This window comes from Kitasatospora sp. McL0602, from assembly GCF_052076145.1.
In the GTDB taxonomy this organism is placed as follows: Bacteria; Actinomycetota; Actinomycetes; order Streptomycetales; family Streptomycetaceae; genus Kitasatospora.
The window spans coordinates 595,592-616,298 of sequence record NZ_CP197246.1 but is presented as its reverse complement, the minus strand read 5'-3'; the positions used below and the strand labels follow the sequence as shown (position 1 = coordinate 616,298).

General features: G+C 71.2%; 17 protein-coding genes and 1 riboswitch. Of the genes, 9 read left to right on the top strand and 8 right to left on the bottom strand.

The features are described from left to right. Positions 1–182 precede the first annotated feature (182 nt). Positions 183–1,250 (top strand): aldose epimerase family protein, encoded by a 1,068-nt coding sequence (locus tag ACR68M_RS02900; RefSeq protein WP_441248783.1) that lies wholly within the window; start codon positions 183–185, stop codon positions 1,248–1,250. 15 nt (positions 1,251–1,265) lie between these two features. Here the strand turns inward: ACR68M_RS02900 and ACR68M_RS02895 are convergent, their stop codons facing one another. After that, entirely contained in the window at positions 1,266–4,106 is a 2,841-nt protein-coding gene (locus tag ACR68M_RS02895) for a PKD domain-containing protein (protein ID WP_441248782.1), read from the bottom strand. A gap of 148 nt (positions 4,107–4,254) precedes the next feature. Here ACR68M_RS02895 and ACR68M_RS02890 point away from each other — a divergent pair, with 148 nt between their 5' ends. Then, positions 4,255–4,887, top strand: a complete 633-nt coding sequence (locus ACR68M_RS02890; protein ID WP_441248781.1) for a helix-turn-helix transcriptional regulator — start codon at positions 4,255–4,257, stop codon at positions 4,885–4,887. Between the two features lie 4 nt (positions 4,888–4,891). Here ACR68M_RS02890 and ACR68M_RS02885 read toward each other — a convergent pair whose 3' ends face one another. After that, positions 4,892–6,067, bottom strand: a complete 1,176-nt coding sequence (locus tag ACR68M_RS02885; RefSeq protein ID WP_441248780.1) for a globin domain-containing protein — start codon at positions 6,065–6,067, stop codon at positions 4,892–4,894. A gap of 337 nt (positions 6,068–6,404) precedes the next feature. Here ACR68M_RS02885 and ACR68M_RS02880 point away from each other — a divergent pair, with 337 nt between their 5' ends. The 5 genes from ACR68M_RS02880 (at position 6,405) to ACR68M_RS02860 (ending at position 12,472) form a co-directional block, all read left to right on the top strand. After that, a complete protein-coding gene (locus ACR68M_RS02880) occupies positions 6,405–7,691 on the top strand; it encodes an extracellular solute-binding protein (RefSeq protein ID WP_441248779.1) in 1,287 nt (428 codons plus the stop codon). 103 nt (positions 7,692–7,794) lie between these two features. Beyond that, a complete protein-coding gene (locus tag ACR68M_RS02875; protein WP_441248778.1) occupies positions 7,795–8,796 on the top strand; it encodes a carbohydrate ABC transporter permease in 1,002 nt (333 codons plus the stop codon). Further along, positions 8,793–9,653, top strand: coding sequence for a sugar ABC transporter permease (locus ACR68M_RS02870; protein ID WP_441248777.1), 861 nt, complete (start codon positions 8,793–8,795; stop codon positions 9,651–9,653). Before ACR68M_RS02875 ends, ACR68M_RS02870 begins: the two co-directional genes overlap by 4 nt. Positions 9,654–9,717: 64 nt before the next feature. Beyond that, a complete protein-coding gene (locus tag ACR68M_RS02865) occupies positions 9,718–11,424 on the top strand; it encodes a glycoside hydrolase family 13 protein (protein WP_441248776.1) in 1,707 nt (568 codons plus the stop codon). A gap of 1 nt (position 11,425) precedes the next feature. Further along, positions 11,426–12,472: a LacI family DNA-binding transcriptional regulator gene (locus ACR68M_RS02860; RefSeq protein ID WP_441248775.1), complete on the top strand. Its 1,047-nt coding sequence runs from the start codon at positions 11,426–11,428 to the stop codon at positions 12,470–12,472. 95 nt (positions 12,473–12,567) lie between these two features. On the opposite strand, the gene ACR68M_RS02855 is transcribed toward ACR68M_RS02860, so the two are convergent. The 3 genes from ACR68M_RS02855 to ACR68M_RS02845 all read right to left on the bottom strand — a co-directional run bounded on the left by ACR68M_RS02855 (position 12,568) and on the right by ACR68M_RS02845 (position 15,580). Beyond that, on the bottom strand, positions 12,568–12,768 hold the full coding sequence (locus tag ACR68M_RS02855) for a hypothetical protein (protein WP_441248774.1): 201 nt from the start codon (positions 12,766–12,768) through the stop codon (positions 12,568–12,570). Between the two features lie 140 nt (positions 12,769–12,908). Next, positions 12,909–14,108 (bottom strand): transglycosylase family protein, encoded by a 1,200-nt coding sequence (locus ACR68M_RS02850; protein ID WP_441248773.1) that lies wholly within the window; start codon positions 14,106–14,108, stop codon positions 12,909–12,911. 5 nt (positions 14,109–14,113) lie between these two features. Next, positions 14,114–14,274, bottom strand: a riboswitch (cyclic di-AMP (ydaO/yuaA leader). Between the two features lie 421 nt (positions 14,275–14,695). Beyond that, positions 14,696–15,580, bottom strand: a complete 885-nt coding sequence (locus ACR68M_RS02845) for a hypothetical protein (protein WP_441248772.1) — start codon at positions 15,578–15,580, stop codon at positions 14,696–14,698. Between the two features lie 443 nt (positions 15,581–16,023). On the opposite strand from ACR68M_RS02845, the gene ACR68M_RS02840 reads away from it, so the two are divergent. After that, the gene (locus tag ACR68M_RS02840) at positions 16,024–16,260 is read left to right on the top strand and encodes a DUF397 domain-containing protein (protein ID WP_441248771.1); all 237 of its coding nucleotides are present in this window, start codon (positions 16,024–16,026) and stop codon (positions 16,258–16,260) included. Positions 16,261–16,495: 235 nt separating this feature from the next. Here ACR68M_RS02840 and ACR68M_RS02835 read toward each other — a convergent pair whose 3' ends face one another. Further along, positions 16,496–17,062 carry an ATP-binding protein gene (locus ACR68M_RS02835; RefSeq protein ID WP_441248770.1) on the bottom strand — a complete coding sequence of 189 codons (567 nt, stop codon included), beginning with the start codon at positions 17,060–17,062 and terminating at the stop codon, positions 16,496–16,498. Between the two features lie 418 nt (positions 17,063–17,480). Between ACR68M_RS02835 and ACR68M_RS02830 the strand changes: the two genes are divergently transcribed. Next, positions 17,481–18,347 carry a helix-turn-helix domain-containing protein gene (locus ACR68M_RS02830; RefSeq protein WP_441248769.1) on the top strand — a complete coding sequence of 289 codons (867 nt, stop codon included), beginning with the start codon at positions 17,481–17,483 and terminating at the stop codon, positions 18,345–18,347. A 21-nt stretch (positions 18,348–18,368) separates the two neighbouring features. Here the strand turns inward: ACR68M_RS02830 and ACR68M_RS02825 are convergent, their stop codons facing one another. After that, positions 18,369–18,983 carry a TetR/AcrR family transcriptional regulator gene (locus ACR68M_RS02825; protein WP_441248768.1) on the bottom strand — a complete coding sequence of 205 codons (615 nt, stop codon included), beginning with the start codon at positions 18,981–18,983 and terminating at the stop codon, positions 18,369–18,371. A gap of 178 nt (positions 18,984–19,161) precedes the next feature. After that, the gene (locus tag ACR68M_RS02820; protein WP_441248767.1) at positions 19,162–20,664 is read right to left on the bottom strand and encodes an MFS transporter; all 1,503 of its coding nucleotides are present in this window, start codon (positions 20,662–20,664) and stop codon (positions 19,162–19,164) included. Positions 20,665–20,707 lie beyond the last annotated feature (43 nt).

The following is a 20,707-nucleotide window of genomic DNA, read 5'->3' as shown; positions in this document are numbered from 1 at the left end:
ACGGGCCGAAAGACTGACGGTCCGGAGGTCTGATGGGCCGTGCAGGTCTGCCGGATCGTGAGGCGCAACGGGGGAGCGCGGAGGGTCGTACGCGCTCCCGAGGCGGGCGCCGGGGCTAGGCTCTGGTGCCAGACAGGATCACCCCGCGCGGGTACCCGGGCGGGCGGAGCGAGGAGCGAGCCATGACGGCGTCGGCAGCAGGGACCGAGGTCAGCCGGGAGCCCTTCGAGGCGACGGGCGCGGGCGCCGCCATCGAGCGGTGGACGCTCCGCAGCGGCCAGGTCGAGGCCACCCTCCTGACCCTCGGCGCGACCCTGCACACCCTCACCGCCCCCGACCGGTCCGGCACCCCGGGGCAGGTGCTGCTCAGCACCGACGACCTCGGTTCGATCCTCGGCGCCGCCCGCCACTACGGCACCACCGTCGGCCGGTACGCCAACCGCATCGCCGACAGCCGGATCACCCTGGACGGCGAGGAGCACCGGCTCGCCCCGACCGGCGGCGGCGTCACCCTGCACGGCGGCCCGGACGGCTTCGCCCACCGCATCTGGCAGGCCGAGCAGACCCCGGGCGGTGTCCGCTTCCACCTGCACAGCCCGGACGGCGACCAGGGCTTCCCCGGCGCGCTCGACGTCTGGGTCACCTACACCCTCACCGGCGCCGAGCTCGCCCTCGACTACCGGGCCGTCACCACCCGCCCCACCGTCGTCAACCTCACCAACCACGCCTACTTCAACCTCGCGGGCGAGGGCAGCGGCGACATCCTCGGCCACCTGCTCACCCTGGACGCCGACGAGTACACCCCCGTCGACGAGCGCCAGATCCCGTACGGCCCGTACGAGCCGGTCGCGGGCACCCCGTTCGACTTCACCACCGCCCGCCCGGTCGGCAAGGCCATCGACGACGACCACCCGCAACTGCACGGCGGCTACGACCACAACTGGGTGCTCCGCCCCCGCCCCGCCGACGGCACCCCGGCCCACGCGGCCTTCCTGGAGGACCCGGGCAGCGGCCGCACGCTGGAGGTCCGCACCACCGAGCCGGGCATCCAGGTCTACACGGCCAACGGCTTCCACGGCGCGGTGAGCGGGGCCCGAGGCGTCCCGTACGGCCCGTACGCGGGCATCGCCCTGGAGACCCAGCACCACCCCGACTCGCCCCACCACCCCGCCTACCCCGCCACCGAACTCCGCCCCGGCCAGGAGTTCCGCTCTACCACCGTCCTCCGGTTCGGCACCGGCCAGCAGTGATTCCGGGGCGTTCGGCTACTTGCTGAAGTAGCCGAAGAGGTCGGCGACGACCTGCGAGGAGCCCGAGAAGTTGAAGACGTCGAAGGCGCCGTTGTTGCCCAGCGGCGTCGTCACATGGTTCGGCACGGTCCTGCCCGCCGGGAAGTTCACGTTCGACGTGCCCGGCTTGGCCGCACCGTCCGCCCAGACCGTCAGGTAGCCGTTCGCCGTCGAGGCCGTGCTGGTGACGTTGAGGACGGCACCCGTCGCGCCCGCCGGGAGGCCGGTGTCGACCTTCAGGAAGGCACCCGTGCCGAGCGCCGCCTGCCCGCCGGTGCGGGTGTCGGCCAGCCGCTTCGGAGCGACCGGGGTGAACAGCGACGAACCCGAAGCACCGTAGTAGCCGAAGACGTCCGCCACCACGTGCGTGTAGCCGAACCGGTTGTAGACCGACACCTTGCCGTCCGCACCGATCGGCACCACGACCTGGTTGGCGACGGTCTGCCCCGCAGCGAAGTTGAGGTTCGACGTCCCGGGCAGCGCCGTCCCGCTCGGGTACGCGGTCAGGTAGCCACCGGCGTTCGACCCCGTACTCGTCAGGTTGAGCACCACTGCCTTCGCGTCCGCCGGCACCCCCGCGACGCCCCGCACCTGGATCGACGTACTCGCGTCGGGGCCGACCGCGGTCGACTTGCGGGTGTCCAGCAGCCGCGACGGCGCCAGCGCCGTGAACCGGTCACCCGCATCCGACTCGTAGACGCCCATCAGGTCCACCACCACGTCCGTGGTGCCCGAGAAGTTGTAGACCGTGACCTGGTTGAACGCGCCGGTGGGCACGGTCACCAGGTTCGGCACCGTCTGCCCGGCCGTGAAGTTCACGTTCGAGGTCGACGGACGGTCGGTGCCGCCCGGGTAGACGCTCAGGTACCCGCCCTGCGTGGGGTTGACCGCCGTCACGTTCAGCACCGCTGCATTCGCGTACCCGTGACCGGGCACCGTCGGCACGTTCACGGTGATCGACTGGCCTGGGCCCAGCCGCTGGGAGTGCCCGCCCGTGTCCGGCCTCCTGGTGTCGAGCACCCGGGTCGGCGTCATCGGTGTGAAGCCCAGCCGACCGTAGCTGACGTGGAGCACCTTCGAGACGCTCGCCGTCCTGCCGCCCTGGTCCTTCAGCGTCGCGGTGACGGTGTAGTCACCGGGGCGCTGGTAGCTGTGGTCCGTCCCAGCAGCCCCCAGCGGCGTGAGATTGACGGTGCCGTCCCCGTAGTCCAACTTGTAGTCGGTGATGAGCCAGGGGCTGGTGCTCTGACTCATGTCGAAGGTGTAGCCGAGGGGGCTGTAGGAGGCTCTGTGCTCCTGCAGCGCCGGCACCAGGTCACCGGGCTCGTCGACCAACACGGAGGTCTGGGCCTTGACGTGGGCGGTCCCGGCCGTGTCGCGTGCCGTCACCGCTACGTCGTAGGTGCCCTTCGCCTGGTAGACGTGCTGCACCGTGGCGTCCGTGGTGACCAGCGGGGCACTGCCGTCACCGAAGTCGTAGGTGTAGGTGGTGGTGTCCGACCAGTTCTGCTTGGCCGTCGCCGTGACCGTCACCGGCAGCGGGAAGGGGCCCTTCTTCGGGGTGGCGCTCACAGAGAAGGAAGCGAAGGCCTGGAGCTCCACCGCACCACGGTCGTAGTACCCGGCGCCCGTGCCGGAGTCGGCGGCCTGCGGATCATCCACCCGACGAGAGCCGAACAGGTCCGTGTCCAGCTCGCCGGGGGCCGAGGCGTCCGCCGAGTCGGTTGACCCGGAGGCGGCGGTCGGTGTCACCGTGTCGCCGTTGTACCCGTCCAGGCCGAACGCAGGGGCCTCGCGGAGGTCGTGCGCGCCCTGGCCGGTGGCGGCCAGCAGGTCGGCGGGCTGCTGGTAGTCGGTACCGGCCCAGGAGTAGGAGGCGTTGCCGCCCCACGGGTAGATCGAGTTGTAGGCCACCTTCGTCCCCGCCACGGACGCCGCTGCCACGGACAGCTCGGCAGGGTTCGGCCGTGGACCGTCGTTCCCGTGCTCGTGGGCCAGGACGTTGTTCTCCACCACCGCGTGGTCGGACGTGCCCTCCAGCAGGATCCCCGCCCCTCCGGTGGTGACCACGGTGTTGCTGGTGACCACCGTGCCCGGCGCGTCCGTCACCCGGATCCCGCGCCGCTGGTTGTACATCAACGCGTTGGTGGTGACGACCGTGCCGGACACCCCCTGCTCGACGGCGATGCCCTCGGCGACACCGAGCCTCAGGATGTTCCGGCTGACCGTCACTCCGGAGCTTGCCCCGGTCAGCCGAATGGCGGGGGCCCCGGACGGGACGGCCGGGGGCTCCCCGTTCTGGCTCCAGCCGCCACCGCGGCCGGCCCAGGAGATCTCGTTGGCCTCGATCGTGACCGCCGAGGAGCCCTTGACCAGGAACGCCTCCGCCGCAGGACTGCTCGTCTGGAAGTTCCGCACCGTCACGTCGTGGACGTGGTCGAGTACGAAAGGGCTCGCGTTCCCCGGCTTGGCAGCGCTCGCGTAGACGCCCACGTCCGGCCGCCGATCCGGCGCGCCCGTCACGACGATCGGCTTACCGGGCGCACCGGAGCTGTGCACGGTGACCTGCTCCTGGTACCGCCCCTTCCCGTACGCGACCTGCACGGTCTGGCCCGGCTGGGCCGCGTCGACGCCCGCCTGGATCGTGCAGAACGGTTGCGCCTGGCTGCCCGGACTGGAGTCGGAGCAGCCCGTGACGGAGTCGTCCACGTACAGCGTGGTGGCTTCGGCAGCCACGGCGGGGAAGGTCACACCCGCACTCACCAGACCGGTGGAGGCGACTACGACAGCGGCGGCCAACTGACGGCGACGGCGCATGGATGACACGAGAATCCCCCGAGATGGAACAGCAGAACGAACAAGAAGAGGGGACAGGTGTATCAGCGGGCCCGCCGGTAGCGGACAGCGGGGGGCGGGTGAGTTGGCGAGGCACCAGGACCGGCACGGGTCTTCTAGACTTGGTCGGATGGAGACCAGCGACCCCGGCGTGCACAAGGCGCTCGCCGTGCCTGCCCGGAGGGCGCTGCTCGCTGCGCTGACCGAGGCCGCCGAGCCGCTGGACGTCAAGCAACTGGCCGAGCTGCTCGGCCAGCACGTCACCACGCTGCGGCACCACCTCGCCGCCTTGGTCGAGGCCGGTCTGGTCGAGACTGCCCGGGACGAGAGCGCCACCGGGCGCGGGCGGCCCCGGCTGCGGTACGCGGCCGTGCCGGTGCGGGAGCAACTCGCCGCCTACCGCACCCTGGTGGACGTCCTCGCCCGGGGCTACGGCGCGGACCGCGGCGAACGAGCGGCCCGCGCGGAGCGCGCCGGGCGGGAGTGGGGCACCGCCGAGGAGGCCGACGAGGGCACCCTCGCCGACCAGGTCCTCGCCGAGGCCACCCGCTGGGGCTTCGAGCCCGAACTCCGCCCCGAGGGCCGCGAGATCGTGCTGCACGGCTGCCCCTTCCAGCAGAACGCCGCCACCCACCCCGAGGTCGTCTGCTCCGTCCACCAGGGCCTCCTCGACGCCATCGCCACCCGCAGCGGCGACCCGGGCGCCCTCAAGCTCCACCCCTTCACCGGCCCTCACACCTGCACCATCTCGTTGAAGCGTTGACGCCTCAGTTCGGGCGCCCCGCGAGCCAGAGGTCAGGGCCGAAGACCTCGTAGTGGATGTCCTGGCTGGGGACGCCCCGGCCGAGCAGCTGGGCGCGGGCGGCCCGCATGAAGGGCAGCGGCCCGCACAGGTAGGCCCGGACGCCCTCGGGTATCTCGATCCGGGTGAGGTCGACCAGGCCGGTGCCGTGGTCGGCTGCGCCGTCCTGCTCGTACCAGCGGTGCAGGGCTGCGCCGGGGAGGCGGTCGACCAGCAGGGCCAGCTCGTCCGCGTGGGCGTGGTCGGCGGGGGAGCGGTCGCCGTGGACGACGGTGACGGCGCGGGCGGAGCCGCTGTGCGCGAGGTGGTCGAGCATGCCGACCATCGGCGTGCAGCCGATCCCGGCGGAGGCGAGCAGCAGGGGCTCGGAACCCTCGGGGAGGGTGAGGTCGCCGCAGGGGCGGGAGAGGGTGAGCCGGTCGCCGGGGCGGACGGTGTCGTGCAGCAGGGTGGAGACTTCGCCGTCGCGCTTCACGGTGATCCGCCGGTCGGCCCGGCCGGGGGCGGCGGAGAGGCTGTACTGGCGGATCTGCCGGGCGCCGTCGGGGAGGCGGACGGCGACGCCGACGTACTGGCCGGGGGTGAAGGCGGGGGAGGGGCTGCCGTCGGCGGGCCGCAGGGTGAGGGAGACGGCCGAGCGGCTCTCCTCGCGGCGGGCGACGACGGTGTACTCCTGCCAGACCTGGCCCGGCTCGACCCCGGCCTCCTGGTAGAGCTCGGCCTCCAGGGCGATCAGCTCGTTCGCCATCAGCCAGTAGACCTCGTCCCAGGCGGCCGCGACCTCGGGGGTGACGGCCTCGCCGAGCACCTCGACGATCGCGGCGAAGAGGTATGTGTGGACGATCCCGTACTGCTCGGCGGTGATGCCCAGCGAGACGTGCTTGTGGGCGATCCGGGCGAGCATCGCGCCGGGCCGCACCTCGGGGTGGTCGACCAGCATGGTGGCGTACGCGGCGATCGCGCCCGCGAGGGCCTTGCGCTGCCCGCCGGCGGCCTGGTTGGCGCGGTTGAAGAGGTCCCGCTCCAGCTCGGGGTGAGCGGCGAACATGCCGGAGTAGAAGAGCGCGGTGATCTCGTCGAGTGCTCCGCCGACGGCGGGCAGGGTGGCGCGGACGACGGTGGTCGACTCGGGGGAGAGCACGGGTTCCTCCAGGGCTGGGAACGGAAGGCTGCGGCGGTGGCCGCGCTCTCAATATAGAGGACGGGGATCCTTTTAAATGCACGAGGGCGTGCTGCTGCCCGGCTGGGGTCTCCGGCCGTGGTTCCCAGCTGTAGTCGAAGTGGCAACGCCCAGGACACGCGGGCGTAACGATCGCAGGATCTTGCAGAAACTTGCTGCAAGGACTTTCCGCAGCGATTCCATCGCTGTTACGTTCCTCCCCAAGCCCGACGGCCGGTAACGGCGCAGTCGGAGCGGGACAGCCATTATGCGCCGTCCAACCCCCCTCTCGGGCACCCCCACCTTCCAAGGAGTTCTCATGCGGCGTGGCATCGCGGCCTCTGCCCTCGTTGCGGCCCTCGCGGTCTCTCTTGCGGCCTGTGGTAGCAGCGGCTCCGGCTCGGACAGCAGCAAGGCCGACAGCGGCCCGGTCACCATCACGTACTGGGACACGTCGAACGCCACCAACGAGGCGCCGAACTACCAGGAGCTGGTCAAGAAGTTCGAGGCCGCCAACCCGAACATCAAGGTCAACTTCGTCAACGTCCCGTTCGACCAGGCGCAGAACAAGCTGCAGACCGCGATGGGCGCCTCCGGTGCCCCCGACGTCTTCCGCTCCGAGGTCGGCTGGACCTCCGCATTCGCCAAGGGCGGCTACCTGGAGCCGCTCGACGGCACCCCGGCCGCCGCAGACACCTCCGCCTTCCAGGCCAGCCTGATCCAGCAGGCCAAGTACGACGGCAAGCTGTACGGCGTCCCGCTGGTCACCGACACCCTCGGCCTGATGTACAACAAGGCGCTCTTCGCCAAGGCCGGCATCACCGCGGCCCCCAAGACCTGGGACGAGCTGAAGGCCGACGCCGCCCAGCTCAAGGACAAGGCCGGGGTCGACGGCTTCTGGATGCGCGCCGCTGACGGCTACTACGCGATGCCCTTCCTCTACGGCGAGGGCACCAACATGGTCGACGCCGCCGCGAAGAAGATCACCATCAGCTCGCCGGAGGCCGCCAAGGCCGTCGAGACGTACAAGTCGATGTTCACCGCGCCCGGCACCGCCAAGGCCGACGTCACCACCGACTCGTACGCGCACATGATGGACGCCTTCAACACCGGCAAGGTCGCGGCGATCATCCAGGGCCCGTGGGAGATCACCAACGTCTACAAGGGCGCCGCGTTCGCCGACAAGGCCAACCTCGGCATCGCGCCCGTCCCGGCCGGCTCCACCGGCAAGGCCGGCGCCCCGACCGGCGGCCACAACGTCTCGGTCTACGCCGGAGCGGACGCCGCCCACAAGGCCGCCGGTGAGAAGCTCGCCGCGTTCCTCACCTCCGCCGAGAGCCAGACCTTCCTCGCTCTGAAGAACTCCACCCTGCCGACCCGCTCGGACGCCTACACCGCCGAGGTCAAGGCCAACCCGGGCATCGCCGGCTTCCAGGCGATCCTGCCCGCCGCCCAGCCGCGCCCCGAACTGCCCGAGTACAGCTCGCTGTTCGGCTCCATCGGCACCAACCTCGGCAAGATCGTCCAGGGCCAGTCCAGCACCCAGGCCGGTCTCGACGCCACCGCCGTCGACTACGCCAAGCTGCTCCCCGCCTTCGGCAAGTAAGCCCCACCCGGGCCGCCCGGTTCCCTTCAGGAGCCGGGCGGCCCACGGCCGTCAGGTACGTACAGCAGCCGGGCAGGCTGCGGACCGAAGAAGGTGTCAACAGATGGCAGTCGCCGTGCAGGGCGCTCCCGGAGAGCGCAGCCGCGAGCGGGAGCAACGGGCCGGGCTGGTCCAGCGCCTGAAGCTCTCCTACAGCAAGTACTGGTACGCCTACGCGATGATCGCGCCGGTCGTCATCGTGCTCGGTGTGCTGGTCGGCTACCCGCTGGTCAACGGCATCTACCTGACGCTGACCGACGCCAACAGCCTCAACTCGGCGCGGCAGATCGGCCTCAAGCACATCCCGGCCAGCTACCACTTCATCGGCCTGCACAACTACGCCGACGTGCTCTGGGGCCCAGGCTCGTACGACCGCTTCTGGTCGCACTTCGTCTGGACGGTCGTGTGGACGGTCACCTGCGTCACCGTCACCTTCGCGATCGGCCTCGGCCTCGCCATGCTGATGAACCAGAAGCTGCGCGGCCGCGGCCTCTACCGGATGCTGCTCATCCTGCCCTGGGCCGTGCCGACCTTCGTCACCGTCTTCTCCTGGCGGCTGATGCTGGCCGACGGCGGCGCCGTCAACTCCCTGCTCGGCGCGGTCGGCCTGCCCGAGCCCTCCTGGCTCTCCGACCCGTTCGCCCAGAAGACCGCCGCCATCCTGGTCAACACCTGGGTCGGCGTGCCGTTCATGATGGTCTCGCTGCTCGGCGGCCTCCAGTCCATCCCCGCCGAGCTCTACGAGGCGGCCGAGATGGACGGCGCCAGCCCCTGGCAGCGCTTCCAGCACGTCACCCTGCCGAGCCTGCGCAGCGTCAGCAGCACCGTGCTGCTGCTCGGCGTGATCTGGACCTTCAACCAGTTCACCGTGCTGTACGTGCTGTTCGGCAACAACGCCCCCGACACCCAGATCCTGGTCACCTGGGCCTACTACCTCGGCTTCGGCCAGCAGCCCCGGGACTACGCCCAGTCGGCGACCTACGGTGTGCTGCTGCTCTCCATCCTGATCGTCTTCACCACCTTCTACCGCCGCTGGCTGGCCCGGAACGAGGAGTCGTCCCGATGACCGCACGACCCGTCAAGACCCGCCGCCGCGGCGAGAGCAGCCCGCTGGCCACCGTGCTCTCGCACGGCGCGCTGATCACCGCCAGCCTGGTCGCCCTGCTGCCGGTCGCCTACATCGCGTACATCTCGCTCGGCCCGGACAAGATGGACTACCTGCACCCCGGGGCGATCCTCGACAAGGCGACCTTCTCGAACTACGCCAAGGTGCTGTTCCACACCGACTTCTTCACCTGGTTCGGCAACTCCGTGATCGTCGCGGGCGGCACCACCGTCTTCGGTGTGCTGGTCTCCGCCACCACCGGCTACGCCGTCTCGCGGATGCGCTTCGCCGGGCACAAGCAGCTGATGTGGACGCTGCTGGTGACCCAGATGTTCCCGATCGCCGTGCTGATCGTGCCGATGTACACGATCCTCTCCGAGCTCAAGCTGCTCGACGGGTACCTCGGCCTGATCATGGTCTACTCGGGCACCACCGTGCCGTACTGCGCCTGGCTGCTGAAGGGCTACTTCGACACCATCCCGGTGGAGATCGACGAGGCCGGCCGGGTCGACGGGCTCACCCCGTTCGGCACCTTCTGGCGCCTGATCGTCCCGCTCGCCCGGCCCGGCCTGGCGGTCGCCGCGTTCTACTCCTTCCTCACCGCCTGGGCCGAGCTCGCGTACGCCTCGACCTTCATGCTCAGCTCCGGCAAGTACACCCTCGCCGTCGGTCTCCAGACCTTCGTCAGCCAGTACGAGAGCCAGTGGAACCTGATGGCCGCCACCTCCGTACTGATCGCCGTCCCCGCCGCTCTGGTCTTCTACCTGGTGCAGCGTCACCTGGTCTCCGGCCTCACGGCCGGCGCCGCGAAGTCCTGACCGCGCCCGCCTCGCGCTCCGTCCCGCAACTCCGTTGCCGCTGATCCCCAAGGGATGACTGTCCATGACCCAGAACCTGGCCGACACCTCCCGGCCCGCCGCCGCGCCGCTCGCTCCGAACGGTGCCGCGTCCAGAGGTTGGTGGCGGGATGCGGTCATCTACCAGGTGTACCCGCGCAGTTTCGCCGACTCCAACGGTGACGGCATGGGTGACCTGCCCGGCATCCGCAGCCGTCTGCCGTACCTGCGCGACCTCGGCGTGGACGCCGTCTGGCTCTCCCCGTTCTACGCCTCCCCGCAGGCCGACGCCGGGTACGACGTCGCCGACTACCGCGCGGTCGACCCGATGTTCGGCACCCTGCTGGACGCCGACGCGCTGATCCGCGACGCGCACGGGCTGGGCCTGCGGATCATCGTCGACCTCGTCCCGAACCACTCCTCCGACCAGCACGAGTGGTTCCAGCGCGCCCTGCGCGAGGGCCCCGGCTCCGCCCTGCGGGAGCGCTACCACTTCCGTCCGGGCAAGGGCGAGACCGGCGAACTGCCGCCCAACGACTGGGAGTCCATCTTCGGCGGCCCGGCCTGGACGCGCTCGGAGGACCCCGACGGCACCCCGGGCGACTGGTACCTGCACCTCTTCGCCCCCGAGCAGCCCGACTTCAACTGGGACAGCCCGGCCGTCGCCGACGAGTTCCGCTCGATCCTGCGGTTCTGGCTGGACATGGGCGTCGACGGCTTCCGGATCGACGTCGCCCACGGCATGGTCAAGGCCCCCGGCCTGCCCGACCTCGGCGGCGCCGACCAGCTCAAGCTGCTCGGCAACGACGTCATGCCGTTCTTCGACCAGGACGGCGTGCACGAGATCTACCGCACCTGGCGCACCATCCTGGACGAGTACCCGGGCCAGCGGATCGGCGTCGCCGAGGCCTGGACCCCGACCGTCCAGCGCACCGCCAACTACGTCCGCCCGGACGAGCTGCACCAGGCCTTCAACTTCCAGTACCTGGGCACCCACTGGGACGCCGCCGCGCTGCGCGAGGTCATCGACGTCTCGCTGGACGCGATGCGCCCGGTCGACGCCCCGGCGACGTGGGTGCTCTCCAACCACGACGTCACCCGGCACGCCACCCGCTTCGCCAACCCGCCCGGCGGCACCCAGATCCGCACCGCCGGCGACCGCGAGCTCGGCCTGCGCCGCGCCCGCGCCGCCAGCCTGCTGATGCTCGCCCTGCCCGGCTCGGCCTACGTCTACCAGGGCGAGGAGCTCGGCCTGCCCGACGTCACGGACCTGCCCGACGAGGTCCGCCAGGACCCGTCCTTCTTCCGCCAGGCCGGCCAGGACGGCTTCCGCGACGGCTGCCGGGTGCCGATCCCGTGGTCCGGCACCGAGGCGCCGTACGGCTTCGGCCCGGTCGCGGGCGGCCCGAGCTGGCTGCCGCAGCCCGCCGAGTGGGCCGAGCTGAGCGTCGAGAGCCAGACCGGCGACCCGACCTCCACCCTGGAGCTCTACCGCAGCGCCCTGACGATCCGTCGGGAGCACCCCGCGCTCGGCGCCGGGACGGACGTGACCTGGCTGGACGCCCCCGAGGGCGTGCTCGCCTTCCGCCGCGAGGCCGCCGACGGCACGTCCTTCGTCTGTACCGCGAACACCGGCACCGAGCCCGTCCGGATGCCCGCCCCGGGCCGTATCCTGCTCTCCTCCGCCGAGGCTGTCGCGGTGGAGGGGGAGACGGTTCTCGCGGCCGACAGCACCATCTGGTGGGCGGTCTGACATGGGTGCAATAGGCTCTGGGATCGTGACTACGGCGCGACTCTCGGACATCGCGGCGCAGGCGGGGGTCAGCGAAGCGACCGTCAGCCGCGTCCTCAACGGAAAAGCAGGCGTTTCCGCCACCACACGGCAGACCGTGCTGGCGGCCCTGGACGTGCTCGGCTACGAGCGCCCCACCCGGTTGCGGCAGCGCAGCGCGGGTCTGATCGGCCTGATCACCCCCGAACTCAGCAACCCGATCTTCCCCGCGCTCGCGCAGGTGATCGAGCAGGTGCTGAGCCGGCACGGCTTCACGCCGGTGCTATGCACCCAGACCCCCGGCGGGTCCACCGAGGACGAACTCGTGGAGATGCTGGTCGAACGCGGCGTCGCGGGCATCGTCTTCGTCTCCGGCCTGCACGCGGACTCCACCGCCGACCACGACCGGTACGCCAAACTGACCGGCCGCCAGGTGCCATTCGTCCTGATCAACGGCTACAGCGAGAAGATCGCCGCGCCGTTCATCTCCCCGGACGACCGCTCGGCGATGTGGATGGCCGTCCAGCACCTGGTCGAGCTCGGCCACGAGCGGATCGGCCTGGCCGTCGGCCAGCGCCGGTACGTCCCCGTGCTGCGCAAGATCGAGGGCTTCACGGCGGCCGTCCAGGAGCTGCTGCACCGGACACCGGAGGAGGCCGAGAGCCTCGTCCACCACACCCTGTTCAGCGTCGAGGGCGGCCACGCCGCCGCCGGAGCCCTGCTCGACAAGGGCTGCACGGCGATCGTCTGCGGCTCCGACATGATGGCGCTGGGGGCGATCCGGGCCGTCCGCCAACGCGGGCTCTCCGTACCCCAGGACATCTCCGTCGTCGGCTTCGACGACTCGCCGCTCATAGCGTTCACCGAGCCCCCGCTCACCACCATCCGCCAGCCGGTCGAGGCGATGGCCACTGCCGCCGTCGACGCCCTCCTGGAGGAGGTCAGCGGCAACCCCGGCCAGCGCGCGGAGTTCATGTTCCAACCGGAACTCGTCATGCGGGGCTCCACGGGCGCCAACCCGCGGAGCTAGTCGACGGACTCTCGCCGTAACGGGCCGGCCCTGCTCACCTGAGCAACGGGCCGGCCTTCGGCGTCCGTACGGGCGTCAGCTGCGCCCTGTGCGGCTCAGCCCTCCTGGACGATGGGCTTCGGGTTCGTGACCCGCTGCCCGTCGGCGGCGTCACCGGTCCGGGCCTCGGTGCGGTGACCCCGGGCGAGGAAGTCACGGACGATCAGCTCGACCGCGTCCTGCGGGCTCTTCGTACCCGCCAGCAGCATCGCCTCGATCGCGATGTCGGCATCGAGCGTGACGGTCACCTGGGCCATGGCGGATCTCCCCCTGAAGCTGTTACGGGGGCCCAGCATGCCCCGCCGGACCGGACGTGGACAAGGGCCTGCCCCCGGAGACGACCAGTTCTCCGGGGGCAGGCCCTTCTGCCGTCGCGGCGGCGACGGATCAGATGCGATCAGACGCGACCGGCGAAGTCCGGGGCCCAGTTGCTGATGGACTCGGTCTTCACGCCCGCACGCGGGTTGGCGGCCTCGACGTACTGGCCGTCACCGACGTACAGGGCGACGTGGTAGACGCCCGAGTTGCTGCCGTTGTTCGACCAGAAGAGCAGGTCGCCCGGCTGCAGGTTGTCCAACGAGACGCGGGTGGAGGCGTCGGCCTGGTCCGCGGCGACCCGCGGCAGGGAGATGCCGGCCTGGCGGAACGCGGCCTGGGTCAGACCCGAGCAGTCCCAGCCACCGTCGCTGGTGCCACCGTAGACGTACGCCTGGCCGAGCTTGGACTCGGCGAACGCGATCGCGGCGGCCTTGCTGCCGGTCGCGGCCGGGGCCTGGGTCTGCGCCTGGGCGGCCGGGGCCGCGCTGCGCTTGGCCGAGGTGGTGCGGGTGTTCGACTTCGGGGCGGTCTGCTGCTGCGGAGCCTGCGCCGGGGCCTGCTTCGGGGTGGCGACGGCGACGTTGCCACCCAGGGCCAGCTGCTGGCCCGGGTAGATCACGTCGGGGCCCTCGGTCAGGACGGCCTTGTTGAGGTCGTACAGCTTCTGCCAGCCGCCCTCGACGTGGTTCTTCTGCGCGATGGTGGAGAGCCAGTCGCCCTCGGCCACGGTGTAGGACGCGGCGGCGGGGGTCGCGGCGGCGGCCTGCTCGTTGCCCCAGTTGCCCCGGCCGTTGCCGGAGTCCCCGTGGTTCCACTGCTTCGGGACGGACTGCTGAGGTGCGGCCTGCTTGGGGGCGGCCTGCTTGGCGGCGGGCTTCGCCGAGGAGGACGAGGTGTCGACCTGGGCGGCGGCGCCGCCCTTGGTCAGGCCGGCCTTGACGGAGCAGACGGGCCAGGCGCCGGGGCCCTGGTCCGCGAGCACCTTCTCGGCGGTGGCGATCTGCTGCGCCTTGGTGGCCTGGTTGGCCTGGGCGGCGTACTGGGTGCCGCCGTAGGCGGCCCAGGTGCTGGAGGTGAACTGCAGGCCGCCGTAGAAGCCGTTGCCGGTGTTGATGCTCCAGTCGCCGGTGCTCTCGCACTGGGCGACCTTGTCCCAGGTGGAAACGTCGGCGGCCGAAGCGGCACCGGCGGTCAGGCAGGGGATGGTGAGACCGATGCCGACGACGCCGGTTGCGGCGATCAGACGGCGAGCACGCTTGGTGGCATTGATGGGCAGCATGAAGGTGCGTTCCTCTCCCACGCCTGCGAGGTGAGCTGTCGGATTCGGGCTGGAGTTGCCCGGCCGTGCAAGTGCACGGCTTCACCCCAAGCCCGGTGGCGGTCCGAGGACCGCTCCGGGCGACTTACCTGGTTCCCCCGCCCCTGCCGTGGTGCGCTATTCGCTGCCAGCTCGTCCGGCGGCAGGACTCGGCGTCCCGGATGAGTTGGGTCCGTGTGACCACGAACGGGAGGACATTAGGCAGAGTTAAGTTGAATCTGCAAACAGTGTGACGGCCGTCACAGATCATTTCCGAACTCTTCACGAGCCGTCAGTTCGTGTCCGCCTGGACCGCCCTGGGCGCCGACCGTCAGGACCCGTACGAGGGGCGAAAGATGGCGCCCCCTCAGGCCCGGCGCCTGATGGCGGGTCCGATGCCGTCGCCCGCGCCGCATCGCGTCGTCCGTCGGCCGAAGGGCGTGAGCCGAATCGTTACCAGGGCCGAAGGTCCTGCCCTGCCGGAGACCCCCTGGGGCATGCGAAAGGGGCCCCTCGCGGGGCCCCTTCGGGTTGATCGGGTTGATCGGGCGGAGCGGCGGCGCTGCCGGTCAGCCGGCCGGGCGCTCCTCGGCCTGGGGGGCCTCCTCGCCCGGCGGCAGCTGAACGGCGGCCAGGTACGTGGAGGCGATCAGCTGACCGACGGCCTGGTAGGTGCCGATCGGCGCGGCGCTCGGGCAGCCGGTCTCCTCGGCGGCCGTGGCGAGCAGCTCGGGGTCGACCTCGGGGCCGATCACCAGCGGGGCCAGGGCCGGGCGCTGGGAGCCGGTGGCCCGCAGGTGGTCGACGGCGGCGGCGACGGAGCCGGGCACGTCCAGTGCGGCGGCCACCACGGGCACCGCGAGGCGGGCGGCCAGCAGCACGCCGGTGATCCCGGCCGCCGCGGCGGCCTCCTCGCCGCCGGCGGTGGTCAGCACGACGCCGTCGGCGGCCGTGGCGATGGCGAACAGCCGGGCCCGGTCGGCGCGGGCGAGCCCGGCCTCGGAGAGGCGCACGTGCACGGCCTCGGCGAGCAGCGGGTGCGGGCCGAGCACGTCGGTGACGACCGCGCCGGATTCGGCGGCCAGCTTGTGGAGGTCGGCCAGGAAGCCGTGCGGGCCGGCCAGCAGCGGCACCAGGACGGGCGCGGGCAGCCCGGCCTCGGCGGCCTGGGCGAGCAGCCCGGCGACCGTCGGGGTCTCGGGGGAGTCGCTGCCGTCGAAGGCCGGCAGATAGGCGGCGGCGGCCTCGATGCCCGGCTGTTCGCCGCGCACGACGGAGAGCAGCTCGTCGACGACGGGCCGCGTGTCGGGCCCGGCCGTGGCCGGAACGGCGAGCACCAGGGCGGGGGCCCCGGTCGGGACCTCCGGGCGCTCGGGACGGCGGTGGCGCCCCCGCGCACGGGAGCCTGGAGTGCGTACGGGCAGTGGCGCGCCCGGGATGGCTGCGGTGCTCATGGCGGAGATCGTAGGACATTAGGCGGACATGCCCCCAGTCGGCTCCCGTTCCCCGGGCGTGTACGTGCGGTCATTTCGGGCATTCACCCCCAAATCTCCGACTCGGCCTGTTGACGTGCCGTCTTCCGGACTCCCGACGGCCGTGCGGCGGCTGATCCCGTGTGACGTGCCTCACAGCACCGTTTCGAGGTGACGGACCGTGAATCGAGATGGCGGGGTCGAAGATCAACGCGCCGCCGCGCCCTCGGTACGGGGCGTCATCGAACGAGTTGCCATTCACCCGGCTTTGTCCGCTTACGGGGGGTCAACTGCCCTGAAGTGCAAGGAGAACAACGGCTCACGACAGTGGCATATGCACGCGCAATTGCCCGTGCTGATGCACGTGCATTGGAGCTATCATCACGTCAAGTGAGGCGAACGCCAGGCAGGTCGGGAGAGTAACGATGCAGAACACGTACAACGGCATGGCGGCTGCGGACCTTGAGGGTGTGGTCTGGCAGAAGAGCCGGCACAGCAACTCGCAGGGCAACTGTGTCGAGTTCGCCGCGCTGCCGGGGGGCGAGATCGCGATGCGCAACTCGCGCTTCCCGGAGGGGCCCGCGCTCATCTACACCCGCGCCGAGATCGAGGCGCTGCTGTTGGGGGCGAAGGACGGGGAGTTCGACCACCTGGCGGCCTGAATCGCCCGTCACACCGTCAGTGCCGCAAGGCCGTCGTAGGTCACCGACCTCGGCGGCCTCTGTGCTGTCCGGGGTGGTGTTCGGGGCGGTGTTCGGGGTGGTTCTCCGGTGAGGGGCTGTCGGCCGGAGGGGCCGGGAACAGCGCAGGGCCTGGAGTGTGGATCACTCAGGCCCTGGGTGCGTGCTGGGTGTTGCCGCTGGGTGTTGCTGTGGGGTGTTGCCGGGGTCGTGCGGGTCAGGCGGAGCGGCGGTGTCGCCCGGCGGAGCCGGTGCCGTCCAGCTGGCCGTAGTTCTCGGGCTCGGGCTCGGCCTCGAAGACGGCCCAGACGACCTTCCCCGCCCCGGCCAGTGGGTGCCAGCCCCAGGAGCGGCTGAAGGAGTCGACCAGGTGGAGGCCGCGCCCCGACTCGGCGACGAAGTCAGCCTCGCGGGCGACCGGCCCGCTGCTGCTCGGGTCGCTCACCGCGCAGACCACCTGCGGCGCACGGTGCACCAGGCTTATTCGGATCGGCAGCACACTGCCCGCGCCCGCCTCGCTCCCGGCCCGGGGGCCCGGCTGCACGGGGAACCGGCTCGGCTCGATCGCCGACCGGAGGTCGACGGTTGGTGCGAGGGCGTGCCGCAGGGCGTTGGTCACCAGCTCCGACGCGACCAGCGCGACATCGTCGAAGAGTCCGCCCAGGCCCCAGTCGAGGAGTGTCGATCTGGCGAACTCCCGTGCGGTTCGCACGGCTTCGAAGCGGGGTGCGAGGGTGCAGGTGACCACGTGGGGGTCGGCCACGACAGCCGTACCTGTGCTCATGAAGAGCTCCTCCCATAAGGGGGCCGACACGGCTGGACCCGCCGGGGTCATGCCGGTCACCTCCGACTCGCTCGGTCGCGCCGACACCGCCTCGACGCGCCACGCGTGCACACGTGAACCCAGCCGCGGGAAGCCACGACCGGGTGCTGTGTGCGGAATCGCGTGTGGGGTCGACGCGGTGCCCGCGGCATTGCCAGGGATGTGCAGGTGCACGTGCACCATGGTCCTCTGCGCCCACTGCAGATGCAAGAGTCGATTCACGTGCAGTCGTATTACTGGCATATGCAAGCGCCGGATGCACGTGCATCATGGGGGATCTGATGCAGAACTGGTAGATCGTTGCTTCAGTACCAGCACCGTGAGCGCTCAACTGATGGCAGACTGTGCGCTGTTTGTCCAAGGCGGAGGTTTCGACGGCATGACCACAGTTCAGCCCGGTGGTGGCTCGATGGTGCGCCGCATCCTCCTCGGCTCCCAGCTCCGCCGGCTCCGCGAGGGACGCAGCATCACGCGCGAGGACGCGGGCTACGCGATCCGCGCGTCCGAGTCCAAGATCAGCCGCATGGAGCTCGGCCGCGTCAGCTTCAAGGAGCGGGACGTCGCCGACCTGCTCAGCCTCTACGGCGTGGACGACGGCGGCGAGCGCGAGGCCATGCTCGGCCTGGTCCGCGAGGCCAACAAGTCCGGCTGGTGGCACAGCTTCAACGACGTCCTGCCCGGCTGGTTCCAGACCTATGTCGGGCTGGAGGAGGCGGCCACGATGATCCGCACCTACGAGGTGCAGTTCATCCCCGGCCTGCTCCAGTCCGAGGAGTACGCCCGCGCGATCTTCGCCCAGACCCGCCCGGTGATCAACGAGGACGAGCTCGAGCGCCGCCTCGGCCTGCGGATGCGCCGTCAGAAGCTGCTGGCCAGCGGCGAGAGCCCGATGCTCTGGGCCGTCATCGACGAGGCGGCCCTGCGCCGCCCGGTCGGCGGCCCCGAGGTGATGCGGGCCCAGGTGCAGTACCTGATCGACATGGCCCAGCAGTCGAACGTCGTCATCCAGGTGATGCCGTTCCGCTTCGGCATGCACGCGGGCGAGAGCGGCGCCTTCAGCATCCTGCGCTTCCCCGAGCAGGATCTCGCCGACGTCGTCTACCTGGAGCAGCTCACCAGCGCCCTCTACCTCGACAAGCGCGACGACGTCGACGCCTACGTCCAGGTCATGGAACGGCTCTGCGTCGACAGCATGACTCCGGACCGCACCATCGACCTCCTCTCCGCCATCCTCGTCGAGAGCTGACGGGCCGAGAGCTGAGGGCCCCTACGGCTGGTCGGCTCTCGGCGGTGGTGTGCCCAGCTCCCAGGCCAGGCCGTAGCGGGCGAAGAGATCGGCGCGGATCAGCGGCAGAGGGGTGGCGGCGCCCGGCAGCAGGACGCCGATGCAGCCGCCCATCAGGGCGCTGCGCAGCACCGCGTGCTCGGCGACGGCATCGGCCGCGCCCCAACCCCGCAGCAAGTCCTGGAGGATCGCGCCGAGCTGCTGCTGCTCCGGGTCCTGCACGAAGGCGCCGACGTCCGGGTCGAGGATGAGCGCGAGGTGCGAGCGCATCACCCGGGGGTGCTCCATGGCGAGCGTCAGGATCGCGTCGATCCCCCGAGCGAGCCGGGCCTGCGCCGAGGCGTCGGGCGGCAGCTCGGCGAGGGCGCCGGACAGCTGCAGGTGCATCAGGCGGTGGGTGGCCGTCTGCATCAGGAGTCGTTTGCTGTCGAAGTAGTACGACAGCAGCCCCCGGGCCAGGCCGGCCTGCTCGGCGATGTCGCTCAGCGTCGTGCGGGCGTATCCGTGCTGGTCGACCAGCGTGATGGTGGCCCGGAGGATGCGTCTGCGGGAGCGTTGGCGCATTTCCTCGTTGACCGAATCCCCGCGAGGTGCCATCGTGTCTGCTCCGTACGTTGGTTGGCTCCCGGCCAATATACTGGCCGGGCCCGGACGGGTGCTGCCCGAACCTCGATCCTCCGTTCGACGGAGTGCCCGTGGTGCGGCGCGTGCCGGCCCCGTACGGAGAGCCGACTCCACCAACACGGGGGTTTGGTGGAGTCGGCTCACACCCTGCTCAGCGCCCTGCGAGTACCGGACGACGCGTGTGCCGGAGGGTGCGCGCCGTGCGCCGGTCGAGCACCGCGCCGACGACCGCCACCAGCAGGCCGAGCAGTGCGACGCCCGTCACCAGCAGCAACGCGGGCCGGTAGCCGTCCAGTTGGGCCTGCGGGCTCTCTCCGCCGTGGCTGCCCGCAGTGATCACTGCGGTCGTCGCGGCGAGCACGAGGGCGGTGCCGACCTGTATCGAGGTGTTCACCAGCCCGGAGGCGAGCCCCTGCTCCTCGTCCGCGACGCCGTCGGTCGCCGCGATGTTGACGGACGGGAAGGCCAGCGCGAAGCCGACGCCCAGCAGCAGCATGCTCGGCAGCACCAGGCCGAGGAAGCTGCTGTGCTCGTCCAGGCGGAGGAACAGCACGTACCCGGCGGTCAGGGCCAGCACGCCGATGGGCAGCAGGCGGCCGGTGCCGAAGCGGTCGACCAAGGCGCCCATCCTGGTCGCGGAGAGGGCGATCAGGGCGCCGGTGGGGAGGAAGGCGAAGGCCATCTCCAGGGCCGACCAGCCGAGCAGCCGCTGCAGGTAGAGCGTGGCGACGAACTGGAAGCCCGCGTAGCTGCCGACCAGGGCGAGCGCCGCCAGATTGGCCCGGCTGACACTGCCGTTGCGGAAGATGCCGAGCCGCACGAGCGGGTGGGCGCTGCGCTGCTCGACGGCCAGGAAGGCGGCGGCGAGCAGGGCGACGACCAGGAGCGAGCCGACGGTGCGCAGGCTGGCCCACCCGGCGGACTGCGCCTCCGTCACGGTGAAGACGAGCAGCAGCAGCGCGCCGGTGCCGGTGACGGCGCCCGCGACGTCGTACCCGCCCCTCCCACGCTCTGCTGCGCCCTGCCGGGGGAGCAGCACGAAGGCGGCGGCCAGTGCGGCCAGGGCGATCGGCACCGGCATCAGGAACGTCCAGCGCCAGCCCACGCTGGTGAGCAGCCCGCTCAGCACCAGGCCGAGCGAGAAGCCGCTCGCGCCGCAGGTGGTGTAGATGCTCAGGGCGCGGTTGCGGGCCGGGCCCTGGGCGAAGGTCGTGGTGATGATGGAGAGCCCGGCCGGCGCGGTGAAGGCGGCGGCGACGCCCTTGAGGAAGCGGGCGGCGATCAGCAGCGCGCCGTCGTCGACCAGCCCGCCGAGCAGCGAGGCGGCGCCGAAGGCGGCGAGCGCTATGAGGAAGACCCGGCGGCGGCCCAGCAGGTCGGCGGCCCGGCCGCCGAGCAGCAGCAGCCCGCCGTACCCGAGGACGTACCCGCTGACCACCCACTGGAGGGTGGCGGTGGAGAGCTTGAGCTCGGTGCCGATCGAGGGGAGCGCGACGCCGACCATGGAGACGTCGAGCGCGTCGAGGAAGAGGGCGGCGCAGAGGACGACGAGGGTGCCCCACAGGCGTGGGCTCCAGCGCTCGGCGCCGGGTGAGGCGGAGTCAGGCGCCTTGGCCGGGGCGGCAGTCACGGTGGTCGGGCTCGCTGAGGTCATGGGAAGGACACTTGCATGCATGTGCATGAGATGCAACTGCATT

Bases quoted from the DNA above. Each gene is read 5' to 3' on its own strand.
- ACR68M_RS02865 (WP_441248776.1), top strand. From the start codon at position 9,718: ATGACCCAGAACCTGGCCGACACCTCCCGGCCCGCCGCCGCGCCGCTC.
- ACR68M_RS02825 (WP_441248768.1), bottom strand. From the start codon at position 18,983: ATGGCACCTCGCGGGGATTCGGTCAACGAGGAAATGCGCCAACGCTCC.
- ACR68M_RS02860 (WP_441248775.1), top strand. From the start codon at position 11,426: ATGGGTGCAATAGGCTCTGGGATCGTGACTACGGCGCGACTCTCGGAC.
- ACR68M_RS02880 (WP_441248779.1), top strand. From the start codon at position 6,405: ATGCGGCGTGGCATCGCGGCCTCTGCCCTCGTTGCGGCCCTCGCGGTC.
- ACR68M_RS02875 (WP_441248778.1), top strand. From the start codon at position 7,795: ATGGCAGTCGCCGTGCAGGGCGCTCCCGGAGAGCGCAGCCGCGAGCGG.
- ACR68M_RS02820 (WP_441248767.1), bottom strand. From the start codon at position 20,664: ATGACCTCAGCGAGCCCGACCACCGTGACTGCCGCCCCGGCCAAGGCG.
- ACR68M_RS02830 (WP_441248769.1), top strand. From the start codon at position 17,481: ATGACCACAGTTCAGCCCGGTGGTGGCTCGATGGTGCGCCGCATCCTC.
- ACR68M_RS02890 (WP_441248781.1), top strand. From the start codon at position 4,255: ATGGAGACCAGCGACCCCGGCGTGCACAAGGCGCTCGCCGTGCCTGCC.
- ACR68M_RS02895 (WP_441248782.1), bottom strand. From the start codon at position 4,106: ATGCGCCGTCGCCGTCAGTTGGCCGCCGCTGTCGTAGTCGCCTCCACC.
- ACR68M_RS02870 (WP_441248777.1), top strand. From the start codon at position 8,793: ATGACCGCACGACCCGTCAAGACCCGCCGCCGCGGCGAGAGCAGCCCG.
- ACR68M_RS02835 (WP_441248770.1), bottom strand. From the start codon at position 17,062: ATGAGCACAGGTACGGCTGTCGTGGCCGACCCCCACGTGGTCACCTGC.
- ACR68M_RS02855 (WP_441248774.1), bottom strand. From the start codon at position 12,768: ATGGCCCAGGTGACCGTCACGCTCGATGCCGACATCGCGATCGAGGCG.
- ACR68M_RS02900 (WP_441248783.1), top strand. From the start codon at position 183: ATGACGGCGTCGGCAGCAGGGACCGAGGTCAGCCGGGAGCCCTTCGAG.
- ACR68M_RS02845 (WP_441248772.1), bottom strand. From the start codon at position 15,580: ATGAGCACCGCAGCCATCCCGGGCGCGCCACTGCCCGTACGCACTCCA.
- ACR68M_RS02850 (WP_441248773.1), bottom strand. From the start codon at position 14,108: ATGCTGCCCATCAATGCCACCAAGCGTGCTCGCCGTCTGATCGCCGCA.
- ACR68M_RS02840 (WP_441248771.1), top strand. From the start codon at position 16,024: ATGCAGAACACGTACAACGGCATGGCGGCTGCGGACCTTGAGGGTGTG.